Source organism: Nocardioides sp. JCM 18998, from assembly GCF_055391535.1.
Genome location: NZ_AP043886.1, coordinates 3,419,554 through 3,432,792 on the forward strand (window position 1 = coordinate 3,419,554; position 13,239 = coordinate 3,432,792).

Genomic DNA, 13,239 nt, shown 5'->3' on the forward strand with positions numbered 1-13,239 from the left:
TTGTTGTTTTTGTTGAGTGTTTGTTTGGCAAGCTATGAGGGGCACATGGTGGATGCCTTGGCATCAAGAGCCGATGAAGGACGTGCGAGCCTGCGTTAAGCCCTGGGGAGTTGGCAACGGAGCGTTGATCCGGGGGTGTCCGAATGGGGGAACCCAGCACGAGTCATGTCGTGTTACCGCATCCTGAATGTATAGGGATGTTGGAGGGAACGCCGGGAAGTGAAACATCTCAGTACCGGTAGGAAGAGAAAACAATAGTGATTCCGTGAGTAGTGGCGAGCGAAAGCGGATCAGGCTAAACCAGTTACGTGTGATACCCGGCAGGGGTTGCGTGGTTGGGGTTGTGGGAGCCTTCTCCTGGGTCTGCCGGCCTGGGGCACAGTAAGAAATCCGTGTTGAATGCGAAGTCGTTGGGAAGCGGCGCCGTAGAGGGTGAGAGTCCCGTAGTGGTAAGACACGGACTGTGGAGGTGCATCCCAAGTAACACGCTACTCCTGGAATGGCGTGTGAATCTGGCAGGACCACCTGTTAAGCCTAAATACTTCTTGATGACCGATAGCGGACAAGTACCGTGAGGGAAAGGTGAAAAGTACCCCTGGCGGGGAGTGAAATAGTACCTGAAACCGTGTGCCTACAATCCGTCAGAGCCTTTCGGGGTGATGGCGTGCCTTTTGAAGAATGAGCCTGCGAGTTAGTGGTGTGTGGCGAGGTTAACCCGTGTGGGGTAGTCGTAGCGAAAGCGAGTCCGAATAGGGCGTTTTAGTCGCATGCTCTAGACCCGAAGCGAAGTGATCTATCCATGGGCAGGTTGAAGCGCCGGTAAGACGGCGTGGAGGACCGAACCCACTTCAGTTGAAAATGGAGGGGATGACCTGTGGATAGGGGTGAAAGGCCAATCAAACTTCGTGATAGCTGGTTCTCCCCGAAATGCATTTAGGTGCAGCGTTGCGTGTTTCTTGCATCAGGTAGAGCACTGGATAGCCGATGGGCCCGACCAGGTTACTGACGTTAGCCAAACTCCGAATGGGTGTAAGTGAGAGCGCAGCAGTGAGACAGTGGGGGATAAGCTCCATTGTCGAGAGGGAAACAGCCCAGACCATCAGCTAAGGCCCCTAAGCGGCGGCTAAGTGGAAAAGGATGTGGAGTCGCAGTGACAACCAGGAGGTTGGCTTGGAAGCAGCCACCCTTGAAAGAGTGCGTAATAGCTCACTGGTCAAGTGATTCCGCGCCGACAATGTAGCGGGGCTCAAGCCGCCCGCCGAAGCTATGGCACTCCAGACTTGGTCTGGGGTGGGTAGGGGAGCGTCGTGTATGCGGTGAAGCGGCAGAGTGATCTGGCCGTGGAGTTTACACGAGTGAGAATGCAGGCATGAGTAGCGAATGATGAGTGAGAAACTCATCCGCCGGATGATCAAGGGTTCCAGGGTCAAGCTAATCTGCCCTGGGTAAGTCGGGACCTAAGGCGAGGCCGACAGGCGTAGTCGATGGACAACCAGTTGATATTCTGGTACCGGCGAAGAAGCGCCCATGCTGAGGCGCGTGATGCTAAGTGCCCGAAACACCGCGACCAACCCTTCGGGGGCGGCGTGTGTGCGTAGCGCATGACCCGAGCGTGTAGTAGGTAAGCGATGGGGTGACGCAGGAAGGTAGTCGATCCGGCGCGATGGTTGTCGCCGGCTAAGGATGTAGGACGTGACGTAGGCAAATCCGCGTTGCATTAAGTCTGAGATCTGATGGGGACCCTTTGGGGGAAGTCGATGATCCTATGCTGTCGAGAAAAACCTCTAGCGAGCTTCGAGCCGCCCGTACCCCAAACCGACTCAGGTGATCAGGTAGAGAATACCAAGGCGATCGAGTGAACCATGGTTAAGGAACTCGGCAAAATGCCCCCGTAACTTCGGGAGAAGGGGGGCCGGATCCGTGAACCACCTTGCGTGGGGAAGCGGTGATGGCCGCAGAGACCAGGCCCAAGCGACTGTTTACTAAAAACACAGGTCCGTGCGAAGTTGTAAGACGATGTATACGGACTGACTCCTGCCCGGTGCTGGAAGGTTAAGGGGACCGGTTAGACAGCAATGTCGAAGCTGAGAACTTAAGCCCCAGTAAACGGCGGTGGTAACTATAACCATCCTAAGGTAGCGAAATTCCTTGTCGGGTAAGTTCCGACCTGCACGAATGGAGTAACGACTTGGGCGCTGTCTCAACCGTGGACTCGGCGAAATTGCACTACGAGTAAAGATGCTCGTTACGCGCAGAAGGACGGAAAGACCCCGGGACCTTTACTATAGTTTGGTATTGGTGTTTGGTTCGGCTTGTGTAGGATAGGTGGGAGACTGTGAAGTCCATACGCCAGTATGGGTGGAGTCATCGTTGAAATACCACTCTGGTCGTACTAGATGTCTAACCTAGGACCGTGATCCGGTTCAGGGACAGTGCCTGATGGGTAGTTTAACTGGGGCGGTTGCCTCCTAAAATGTAACGGAGGCGCTCAAAGGTTCCCTCAGCCTGGTTGGTAATCAGGTGTTGAGTGTAAGTGCACAAGGGAGCTTGACTGTGAGACAGACATGTCGAGCAGGGACGAAAGTCGGAACTAGTGATCCGGTGTCGGCATGTGGAAGCGGCATCGCTCAACGGATAAAAGGTACCCCGGGGATAACAGGCTGATCTTCCCCAAGAGTCCATATCGACGGGATGGTTTGGCACCTCGATGTCGGCTCGTCGCATCCTGGGGCTGGAGTAGGTCCCAAGGGTTGGGCTGTTCGCCCATTAAAGCGGCACGCGAGCTGGGTTTAGAACGTCGTGAGACAGTTCGGTCCCTATCCTCTGCGCGCGTAGGAAACTTGAGAAAGGCTGTCCCTAGTACGAGAGGACCGGGATGGACGAACCTCTGGTGTGCCAGTTGTACCGCCAGGTGCATGGCTGGTTGGCTACGTTCGGAAGTGATAACCGCTGAACGCATCTAAGCGGGAAGCATGTTTCAAGATGAGGTTTCCCACCCTTATTGGGTTAAGGCTCCCTATAGACGATGGGGTTGATAGGCCAGAAGTGTACAACCGTGAGGTAGAGCTGACTGGTACTAATAGGCCGAGGGCTTGCCTTACAAATGCTCAACAAAACCAACAAACGCAATCTGAACTGCGCAAAGAAGTGTTCGCGTCCACGAACCAACATTGATACCACTTGAACTGAATAGTGGCAGACGATGTAACCACAGAGTTTTCCCCACTGGCCGCAATCGGCAGAGTGTGGGGTCTAGGGTTACGGCGGTCATAGCGTAGGGGAAACACCCGGTCCCATCCCGAACCCGGAAGTTAAGCCCTACAGCGCCGATGGTACTGCAACCGGGAGGTTGTGGGAGAGTAGGACGCCGCCGGACAATCATTGTGGTCGAGGCCCCCATCAGGACACTGTTCTGATGGGGGCCTCCCGCATTTAGCGACGATTTCAGTCCTGATCTGGCCACTTTCGTTGCACATCGCAGCCGTACAGTCGCGCTCTCCACAGGCTCGTCCTCTGCGCTCACGTGCCGCGCCGCGAGCGGTGACGCTGAGTTCCGGAGGTGATGCCAGATGGGCGCACGACGGACCAAGGAGCCGACTGACGGCTCGACCGAGACCACCGGCATGTCGGTTGTCGCGGCGAACGAGGTTCATCTGATCGGCCGGCTCTCGGCGGCTGCGGAGCTGCGCACCCTGCCGAGCGAGGCGGTGATGTGCACGTTCATGGTCATCGTCGACCGGCTGGATTCCGATCTGCGCTCCAGGCAGCGCGTCGACGTGCTCGGGTGCGTCGCCTGGACGCCTCGGCTCCGACGCCAGGTGACGGCGTGGTCGGAGGGCGACGTCGTCGAGATCGAGGGTGCACTGCGCAAGCGCTTCTTCCGCACGAGCGGGGGAGCGACCGGCTCGCGGGTCGAGGTGGAGGTGCGGTCGGCGCGCCGAGTGAAGCGCGTGGCAGCATGACGGCATGCTGAAGCCGACCGACCGCGCGCTCTGCGAGCAGTACGACCTGGCCATGCTCGACCTCGACGGTGTCGTCTACATCGGCGGCCACGCTGTTCCCGGCGCAGCCGCGGGGATCGCCTCGGCGCGCGAGCGCGGGATGAAGGTCGCCTTCGTGACCAACAACGCCGCACGTCCGCCCGCGACGGTCGCCGAGCACCTGCGGGAGCTGTCGATCGACGCCGGCACCGACGACGTGGTCAACTCCGCCCAGGCCACTGCCGGTCTCCTCCGCGACCGGTTCGGCGAGGGCGCACGGATCGCGTACCTCGGTGCTTCCGGACTGGAGGAGGCGCTCCGGGATGCCGGTCTCGTGCCGGTCGGCGTCGAGGACGAAGCGGACGCCGCCGCCACCGGATACGGGCCGGACGTGGTGTGGCGGGACATCATGCGACTCGCCACCCGGATCAAGACCGGGCTCCCATGGATCGCGAGCAACACGGACGGCAGCATTCCGACGCCGTACGGAACGGCTCCCGGGCACGGGGTCTTCGTCGACATGATCGCCCGGTTCGCGGAGGTGACGCCGACAGTCGCCGGCAAGCCGGAGCCGCCGCTGCTGCACGAGACCATCCGCCGCGTCGGCGGCGATCGCCCGCTGATGGTCGGCGACCGACTCGACACCGACATCGCCGGCGGCGCCGCTGTCGAGGTGGACACCTTGCTGGTGATGACCGGCGTGACCGGTCTGCAGGAGCTCGTCGGGGCCACTGCCGACCTGCGACCTACCTACATCGCCGCCGATCTCGGCGGCCTCCTCGTCAGCCATCCCGCTGTCGACGCCCGCGCCGGGCGGTGCGAGCTCGGAGGCTGGCACGCGGCGATCGAGGACGACGGCGTCCTCGAGGTGGGCGGCTCCGGCTCCGTCGACGACTGGTGGCGCATCGTCGCCGCGCTCTCCTGGTCCTGGGCCGACGAGCGTGGCAGCGCGCCGGACGTGGGCCGCCTGACCCCTCCCCGGTAACCTCTGCGCCATGAGTGAGCAGGTTCCTGAGCGCACCGGCATCGCCGCCGTGGACGCGGCGGTGGACGCCGTCGATGCGCTCGTGGATGCCCCGGTGGCCGAGCACGTCGCGGTCTTCTCGACCGCGCACGACGTACTGCGGCGCGCCCTCGACGCCGAGCCGGAGGCCTGAGCAGACGTGCCCCGTCGACTCCGCCTCGACGCCGAGCTGGTCCGCCGCAACCTCGCCCGTTCGCGGGAGCAGGCGAGCGAGCTGATCGCCGCCGGTCGCGTGACGGTGGCCGGCGCCCGCGCCACCAAACCGGCTACCGGCGTCACCACCGACGTCGCCATCGTCGTACGGGAGGACCCGAACGACCCCGACTACGCATCCCGCGGAGGCCACAAGCTCGCCGGCGCCCTCGAGGCGTTCGCGGAGCTCGGCCTCAGCGTCGAGGGACGCCGCTGCCTCGACGCCGGCGCCTCGACGGGAGGCTTCACCGATGTCCTGCTGCGGCGCGGGGCGCGTCAGGTGGTCGCCGTGGACGTCGGATACGGGCAGCTGGTCTGGCGCCTCCAGCAGGATCCACGCGTGGTCGTCCACGACCGGACGAACGTGCGGGAGCTGACCACCGAGATGATCGGCGGATCCGTCGATGTCGTCGTCGGCGACCTCTCCTTCATCTCGCTCGAGCTCGTCCTGGACGCCCTGCTCGGCGTCACCGCCCCGGACGGCGACCTGGCGCTGATGGTCAAGCCGCAGTTCGAAGTGGGCAAGGACCGGGTCGGCCGGGGCGGCGTCGTTCGCGACGCGGCGCTGCGCGCCGAAGCCGTGAGCACGGTGGCCGCGGCTGCCGCTGCGCGCGGCTGGGGCGCCCGAGCGGTCACGACCAGCCCGCTGCCGGGCCCCTCGGGCAACATCGAGTACTTCCTGTGGCTGCGCAAGGCGGAGCCCGTGATCACCCCCGACGAGATCGAGGCTGCCGTCCGCGCCAACGTCGGACTGTCGGTGACGGATGAGAGGGTGGATCCGTGAGTGAGAGTGCGCCCGTGGACACGGGGGAGCGACGCATCCTGATGCTGGCCCACACGGGCCGCGAGGAGGCGCGACAGGTCGCGCTCGCGTGCCTGAAGGCGCTGATCACCCACGGCATCACCGTTCGGATGCTCAACACCGAGGTGGCGGAGCTCGAGCTCGACGCCACCACCGCCGGCCTGGAGGTCGCCGAGTCGAGCGAGGACGCCGGGGTCGGTTGCGAGCTCGCCCTCGTGATCGGGGGCGACGGCACGATCCTGCGGGCCGCCGAGGTCACCCACGGCAGCGGCACGCCCGTGCTCGGGGTCAACCTCGGCCACGTCGGCTTCCTCGCCGAGGCCGAGGTGGAGGACGTCGAGTCCACCATCGAGGCGATCGTCGCACGCCGCTACACCGCGGAGGACCGGCTCACCCTGGACGTACGGGTCCTGCACGGCGGCGACGAGGTCTTCCGTACGTTCGCCGTGAACGAGGCCAGCGTCGAGAAGGCGGCCCGCGAGCGGATGCTCGAGGTCGTCGTCGAGATCGACGGCCGCCCGCTCTCGCGGTGGGGCTGTGACGGCGTGGTCTGCGCGACCCCGACCGGCTCCACCGCCTACAACTTCAGCGCCGGCGGCCCGGTCGTGTGGCCCGGTGTCGAGGCGCTCCTGATGGTGCCCATCAGCGCGCACGCGCTCTTCGCCCGCCCGATGGTGGTGGCGCCGACCTCGACGTTCGCCATCGAGGTGATGGCGACAGCCGCCGGCACCGGCGTGCTGTGGTGCGACGGGCGTCGTGCCGTCGACCTGCCACAGGGCGCGCGGATCGAGGTGACACGAGGTGCGGAGCCGGTCCGGCTGGTCCGGTTGCATGCCGCCCCCTTCACCGACCGCCTGGTGGCCAAGTTCGGGCTCTCGGTCGAGGGCTGGCGCGGCGCCAGTGAACGACGCGGCGATCGCCGCGTGGAGTACGGACAGGACGGGACTGACTGATGTTGGAGGAGCTGCGGATCAGCTCGCTCGGCGTGATCGACTCCTCGACGCTCGAGCTCGGTCCGGGACTGACCGTCATCACCGGTGAGACCGGTGCCGGCAAGACCATGATCGTGACGGCGCTCGGGTTGCTCCTGGGCGGCCGCGCCGACGCCGGAGCGGTACGGCGCGGTGCGAAGACCGCCCGCGTCGAGGGCGTCGTCGACGCGCGTTCGCTGCCCGACTTCGTCACCGCGACCGACGAGGCCGGCGGTGAGGCCGAGGATGGTCGTGTCCTGCTCGCGCGCACCGTCGCCGCCGAGGGTCGCTCCCGTGCCTTCGCCGGTGGCGCAGCCGTGCCGATCTCCACGCTCGGAGAGCTCGCCGCGCCGCTCGTGGCGGTCCACGGCCAGTCCGACCAGCATCGTCTGCTGCAGCCGCGCGCCCAGCGCGAGGCGCTCGACCGCTTCGGTGGCGCGGAGGTCGAGGCCCTGCTCGCCTCCTATCGCGACGCCTATCGCCGCCTCGGGGCGATCGAGACCGAGCTCGACGAGGTGCGCGGCAACGCCCGCGAGCGGGCCCGCGAGGCCGATCTGCTGCGCTTCGGGCTCGACGAGATCGAGGCCGTGACGCCGACCGCCGGGGAGGACGACGCCCTCGCCGCCGAGGAGAACCGTCTCGGGTTCGCCGACACCCTGCGCACCGCCGCCGAGCAGGCCCGTGAGGCGCTCTCCAGCGAGGAGGGCGGGCCCGATGCCCTCGGCGCCACCTCCGCTGCGCGCAGGCTCCTCGACGGCGTCCGCGAGCACGACAAGGAGGCGGCCGCCCTCGCGGACCGGCTCGCGGAGATCACCTACCTGCTCTCCGACCTCGCTGCCGACGTCGCCTCCTACGCGAGCGCGATCGACACCGACCCGACCCGGCTCGCCGCGGTCTCCGAGCGCCGCGCCGCGCTGACCGCGCTCACCCGGAAGTACGGCGACACCATCGACGAGGTGCTGGCCTGGTCCGAGACGTCCGCGCGTCGGCTGCTCGACCTCGACGGCACCGACGAGCGGATCGAGGCGCTCGCTCAGGAGCGGGCCGACCTGCGACGCGACCTCGGCGTGCAGGCCGCCGCGCTGAGTGCCGCGCGGACCGCGGCCGCCACCAAGCTGGCCGAGGAGGTCACCGCCGAGCTCGGGCTGCTCTCGATGCCGCACGCCCGACTCACCATCGATGTCCGCCAGCACGACGGCGGCGACGGCGTTCCCGGCGGGCGCGAGCCGCTGGAGGTCGCCGGGCGTCTGCTGCGCTTCGGCTCCTCCGGCGTGGATGAGGTCGAGCTCCTGCTTGCCGCGAACACCGGCTCGGAGGCCCGTCCGCTCGGCAAGGGCGCCTCCGGCGGTGAGCTCTCCCGCGTGATGCTCGCCCTCGAGGTGGCACTTGCGGGCACCAGCCCTGTCCCGACCTTCGTCTTCGACGAGGTCGACGCGGGCGTGGGCGGCGCCGCCGCGGTGGAGATCGGGCGCCGGCTCGCCCGGCTCGCGCGTACGGCCCAGGTCCTGGTCGTCACCCACCTCCCGCAGGTGGCCGCCTACGCCGACACGCACGTCGCGGTCGAGAAGGCCAGCGACGGCAGCGTCACCACCTCGGGTCTCACCGTCCTCGACGACACCGCCCGCGAGCGGGAGCTCTCCCGGATGCTCGCCGGCATGGCCGAGTCCGACACCGCCCTGGCGCACGCCCGGGAGCTGCTCGACGTAGCCCGTACGTCCCGCGCCGAGCGCTGACCCTCCCGCCGCTCCGGCGCACGCACGAGCGATGCAGTGGCCCGACGCAGTGGCCCGACGCCGTGAACCGACGCAGTGGCCACCCGACACACCCGACCCGCGACGTCCGCTGACGGGCATGACCCGGATGTGAGGATTGCTCGGTCATGAAGCTGCGTACCAGGACCGAGTTCCCCACCCTTCCCGGCCTCGCCGGCACCCTGCGTGTCGGTCGGCCCACCCGTTCGCTGCTGGCGCGCCTGCGCCCCGGTGATGTCGCGGTGATCGACCACGTCGACCTCGACCGCGCGACCGCCCAGCGGATGCTGGACGCGGGCGTGGTGGCCGTGATCAACGCCCAGCCGATCTCCTCGGGGCGATTCCCCAACCAGGGCCCACAGCTCTTGATCGACTCCGGCATCCTGCTGCTCGACAGCATCGGTGAGGGCGGCTTCGGCGCGCTCGGCGACGGCCGGGCCGCCCGGATCGAGCGCGGCATCGTCTACGACGGCGAGCAGCGACTCACCACCGGCCGCGTCGTCGACGCCGAGGTGATCGCCGCCCAGATGGCCGACGCCCGCGCCGGCATGGCCTCCCAGCTGCAGACCCTGACCCACACCAGCACCGAGCTGATCCGCCGCGAGGAGGACGTGCTGCTGCACGGCGTCGGCCTGCCGGCGTTGGACGCCCGGCTCCGCGGCCGGGCCGTGCTGGTCGTCGCCGACAGCGGGCGGACGGCCGCTCAGCTGCGTGGCATGCGCAGCTTCCTGCGCGAGCAGAGTCCCGCCGTGGTCGCCACCGCGCCGGCTGTCGCCGCCGTCCGGGCCGCCGGGCTGCGTCCCGATGTGATCGTCGTCGGCGCCGGGGAGGAGCTCCCGGACGCGAAGTCGCTGCGCGCCGCCAAGGACGTCGTCCTGTGCGGCACCGGCACCGCCCACGACGACAGCCTCGCCCGTCTCGGCACCGCACCCCACCGGGTGCTCAGCAGTCTCGGCTCCCGCGAGATCGCCGTGCTCACCGCCCACGCCCACGACCCGCGGGTGATCATCGGGGCGGGTCTCGGCACCGACCTGGCCGACGCCCTGGACCACGACCGCGACGGCGCCGCCGGCGCATACCTCAGCCGGCTCGCAGCCGGCCCGCAGCTCGTCGACGCCAGTGCCGTCCCGACGCTCTACTCCGGCAGACTCCGACTCCACCACGTCCTGCTGGCGCTGCTGATCTGCATCCTGGTCGTCGGTGCCGCGATCGCCACCACGGACGTGGGACACGACTGGCTCCGCACCGGACTCGACCACGTGGGCATCGACCGGACGGGAGGCGACCGATGATCCGCCGCGCCCTCGTACCCCTCATCGCGGTGTGCGCCGCACTCGGCGTCGGCATCGCCCTCGGCGGCGGCCCGCTCAGTGACAGCAGCAACGCCGAGACGGCGGCCTCGACGAGCGGCAAGACCCACGACGACCTGGTCGCCCAGGCCCGGGCCGGCCAGAAGCTCGCCGCGGCCACCGCGCCGATGCTGCTCAGCGGCAAGCTGAGCGGCAAGCAGGTCACGATCGTGGCCCTGCCCGGCGCTCCGACAGCGGTCGTCGACGGACTCGCCGGCCAGGTGAGCGCGGCCGGCGGCACGGTGGCCAGCACCATCCACGTCACCGCTACGGCCGTCGAGCCGGCCAACAAGTCGCTGGTCGACACCCTCGGCGCCCAGATGGCGACCCAGGTCGAGGGCATCGTCGACCCCGCCCAGCCGCCGTACGTGCGCCTCGGCCAGCTCGTCGGCGGCGCGGTGGCGACCACGGGCACCGCAGCCGCCCCGAGCGCCGACCAGGGCACCACGCTGGCCACCCTGGCCGAGTCGAAGCTGGTCACGATGGCCGGCGATGAGAAGCCCAGCGCCGCGCAGCCGACGGTCCAGAGCACCGCGCCGCTGCTCCTGCTGGTCCTCGGGGAGCACGTCGACCCCACGATCCTGGCGGGCATCGTGCAGGGCACCGCGACCCGCGCGCACGGCGTCGTGGTCGCCGGCAGCACCGGCTCGGGCCTGCGAGGCGACCTCAAGCGCCTGCGCGGTCACGACTTCGGTGACCAGGCCGGCGCCGTCGCGACCGTCGACGGCGACGAGACGAACGTCGGCCAGGTCGGCACCGTCCTCGCGCTCGTGCGACAGATCACCGGCGGAGGCGGTGCTTTTGGCGCGTCAGGAATCGATGGAGTGGCCCCGCTCGGATAGGATCAAGGTCCATGAAGTCGGGCGCCCAGACCAAGCATGTTTTCGTCACAGGAGGCGTCGCCTCCTCTCTCGGCAAGGGCCTGACGGCGAGCAGCCTCGGCCGACTGCTCCGCTCGCGTGGCCTCCGCGTCACGATGCAGAAGCTCGATCCCTACCTCAACGTGGATCCGGGCACGATGAATCCGTTCCAGCACGGCGAGGTCTTCGTCACCGAGGACGGCGCCGAGACCGATCTGGACATCGGCCACTACGAGCGCTTCCTCGACGTCGACCTGGTCGGCAACGCCAACGTCACGACCGGTCAGGTCTACTCCAACGTGATCGCCAAGGAGCGTCGCGGCGAGTACCTGGGTGAGACCGTGCAGGTCATCCCGCACATCACCAACGAGATCGTCGACCGGATCCTGGCGATGCACGGCGATGAGATCGACGTCTGCATCACCGAGATCGGCGGTACCGTCGGCGACATCGAGTCCCAGCCCTTCCTGGAGGCCGCCCGGCAGGTCCGTCAGCGGATCGGCCGCGACAACGTCTTCTTCGTCCACGTCAGCCTGGTCCCGTACATCGGCCCGTCCAAGGAGCTGAAGACCAAGCCGACCCAGCACTCGGTGATGGCGCTGCGCCAGATCGGCATCCAGCCCGATGCCATCGTGTGCCGCGCCGACCGCGAGCTGCCCGAGGGCATCAAGCGCAAGATCGCGCTGATGTGCGACGTCGACGAGGAGGCCGTGGTCACCGCGGCCGACGCCCCGTCGATCTACGACATCCCGAAGGTGCTGCACCGCGAGGGCCTCGACGCGTACGTCGTGCGCAAGCTCGACCTGCCGTTCCGCGACGTCGACTGGTCCATCTGGGACGACCTGCTCCGCAAGGTCCACCACCCCAAGGAGGAGGTCACCGTCGGCCTGGTCGGCAAGTACATCGACCTCCCCGACGCCTACCTCTCGGTCGTCGAGGCGCTGCGCGCCGGCGGCTTCGGCAACGAGGCCAAGGTCAACATCCGCTGGATCGCCTCGGACCTGTGCGACACCCCGGAGGGCGCCCACCGCCAGCTCGCCGACGTGGACGCGGTCTGCGTCCCGGGCGGCTTCGGCATCCGCGGCCTGGAGGGCAAGCTCGGTGCCCTGACCTACACCCGCGCCCACGGCATCCCGACCCTCGGCCTGTGCCTGGGCCTGCAGTCGATGGTGATCGAGTACTCCCGCAACGTCCTCGGCCTGGCCAAGGCGGCCTCCACCGAGTTCGACCCGGGCACCCCGGAGCCGGTCATCGCGACCATCGAGGAGCAGAAGGCGTACGTCGAGGGCGCCGGCGACCTGGGCGGCACGATGCGGCTCGGCTCGCAGCCGGCCGACCTGGCCAAGGGCTCCATCGCGGCCGAGGTCTACGGCTCGACCCGCGTCGAGGAGCGTCACCGTCACCGCTACGAGGTCAACAACGACTACGTCGCCCGCCTGACCGAGGCCGGCCTGGTCATCTCCGGCACCAACCCGGACAACGGTCTGGTCGAGTTCGTCGAGCTGCCGCGCGACGTGCACCCCTACTACATCGCGACCCAGGCCCACCCGGAGCTCAAGTCCCGCCCGACCCGCCCGCACCCCCTCTTCAAGGGCCTGGTCGCCGCCGCGATCGCGCGCCAGAAGGAGCAGCGCTTCGACATCGACGAGTCGAAGCTGCACCGCGAGCCGGAGCACGACGCTCCGGTCGAGGCCGCCGTCGCCGCTGCTGAGTGATGACGGCACCGAACGACCGGGTACGCGACGCCCCGCAGCAGTGGCCCGTCGCCTCCTCCGTCGACCTGCACCGTGACGACTGGGTGATGGCGCTGCGGCGCGACTTCCTCCAGGACCGTGACGGCGAGAGCACCTTCGCCCGGCTCGTGATGGAGCACCCCGGGGCCGCGGTCGTCGTCGCGCTCGACGACCAGCACCGCGTGCTCTGCCTCAAGCAGTACCGGCACGCGGCCGGGATGCGCTTCGTCGAGCTGCCCGCCGGGCTGCTCGACGGCGTGGACGAGGAGCCCCTCGACGTCGCCAAGCGCGAGCTGCAGGAGGAGGGCTCGTACGCGGCCGCGACGTGGCGGCCGCTGACCGTCGCGTACTCCTCGCCCGGGCTGATCGCGGAGAAGATCCACTACTTCCTCGCCACCGACCTCACCGCCGTCGACCGCGGCGGCTTCGTGCTCGAGCACGAGGAGGCCGACATGGAGCTGCTGTGGGTGCCGTTCGACGAGCTGCACGCGGCGGTTCTCGCCGGGGACGTGACCGACGGACCACTTCTCATCGCGGTTCTGATGGTGCGGGCGCTCGGACTGGCGTAAGACTGAGG

At 67.8% G+C, this 13,239-nt stretch carries 10 protein-coding genes and 2 rRNA genes; all 12 read left to right on the forward strand.

Annotated elements, in window-relative coordinates:
• The first annotated feature begins 25 nt into the window (after window positions 1-25).
• Window positions 26-3,100, forward strand: a 23S ribosomal RNA gene (locus tag ACZ5L9_RS16135).
• A 159-nt stretch (window positions 3,101-3,259) separates the two neighbouring features.
• Window positions 3,260-3,376 (forward strand): 5S ribosomal RNA (gene rrf, locus ACZ5L9_RS16140).
• A gap of 193 nt (window positions 3,377-3,569) precedes the next feature.
• Entirely contained in the window at window positions 3,570-3,962 is a 393-nt protein-coding gene (locus tag ACZ5L9_RS16145; protein WP_464529377.1) for a single-stranded DNA-binding protein, read from the forward strand.
• Window positions 3,963-3,966: 4 nt separating this feature from the next.
• On the forward strand, window positions 3,967-4,965 hold the full coding sequence (locus ACZ5L9_RS16150) for an HAD-IIA family hydrolase (protein ID WP_464529379.1): 999 nt from the start codon (window positions 3,967-3,969) through the stop codon (window positions 4,963-4,965).
• A gap of 10 nt (window positions 4,966-4,975) precedes the next feature.
• Window positions 4,976-5,137: a hypothetical protein gene (locus ACZ5L9_RS16155; RefSeq protein WP_464529381.1), complete on the forward strand. Its 162-nt coding sequence runs from the start codon at window positions 4,976-4,978 to the stop codon at window positions 5,135-5,137.
• A 6-nt stretch (window positions 5,138-5,143) separates the two neighbouring features.
• Entirely contained in the window at window positions 5,144-5,980 is an 837-nt protein-coding gene (locus ACZ5L9_RS16160) for a TlyA family RNA methyltransferase (RefSeq protein ID WP_464529385.1), read from the forward strand.
• Window positions 5,977-6,951 (forward strand): NAD kinase, encoded by a 975-nt coding sequence (locus ACZ5L9_RS16165; RefSeq protein WP_464529387.1) that lies wholly within the window; start codon window positions 5,977-5,979, stop codon window positions 6,949-6,951. Before ACZ5L9_RS16160 ends, ACZ5L9_RS16165 begins: the two co-directional genes overlap by 4 nt.
• Window positions 6,951-8,702, forward strand: coding sequence for a DNA repair protein RecN (gene recN / locus ACZ5L9_RS16170; protein ID WP_464529391.1), 1,752 nt, complete (start codon window positions 6,951-6,953; stop codon window positions 8,700-8,702). The genes ACZ5L9_RS16165 and recN overlap by 1 nt, the downstream gene beginning before the upstream one ends.
• 146 nt (window positions 8,703-8,848) lie before the next feature.
• Window positions 8,849-10,012: a putative cytokinetic ring protein SteA gene (gene steA, locus ACZ5L9_RS16175; protein ID WP_464529394.1), complete on the forward strand. Its 1,164-nt coding sequence runs from the start codon at window positions 8,849-8,851 to the stop codon at window positions 10,010-10,012.
• Window positions 10,009-10,911: a copper transporter gene (locus ACZ5L9_RS16180; protein WP_464529396.1), complete on the forward strand. Its 903-nt coding sequence runs from the start codon at window positions 10,009-10,011 to the stop codon at window positions 10,909-10,911. The genes steA and ACZ5L9_RS16180 overlap by 4 nt, the downstream gene beginning before the upstream one ends.
• Window positions 10,912-10,922: 11 nt before the next feature.
• Complete coding sequence (locus tag ACZ5L9_RS16185; RefSeq protein ID WP_464529398.1) at window positions 10,923-12,644, forward strand: CTP synthase; 1,722 nt, start codon at window positions 10,923-10,925, stop codon at window positions 12,642-12,644.
• A complete protein-coding gene (locus ACZ5L9_RS16190) occupies window positions 12,644-13,231 on the forward strand; it encodes an NUDIX domain-containing protein (RefSeq protein WP_464529400.1) in 588 nt (195 codons plus the stop codon). The genes ACZ5L9_RS16185 and ACZ5L9_RS16190 overlap by 1 nt, the downstream gene beginning before the upstream one ends.
• Window positions 13,232-13,239 lie beyond the last annotated feature (8 nt).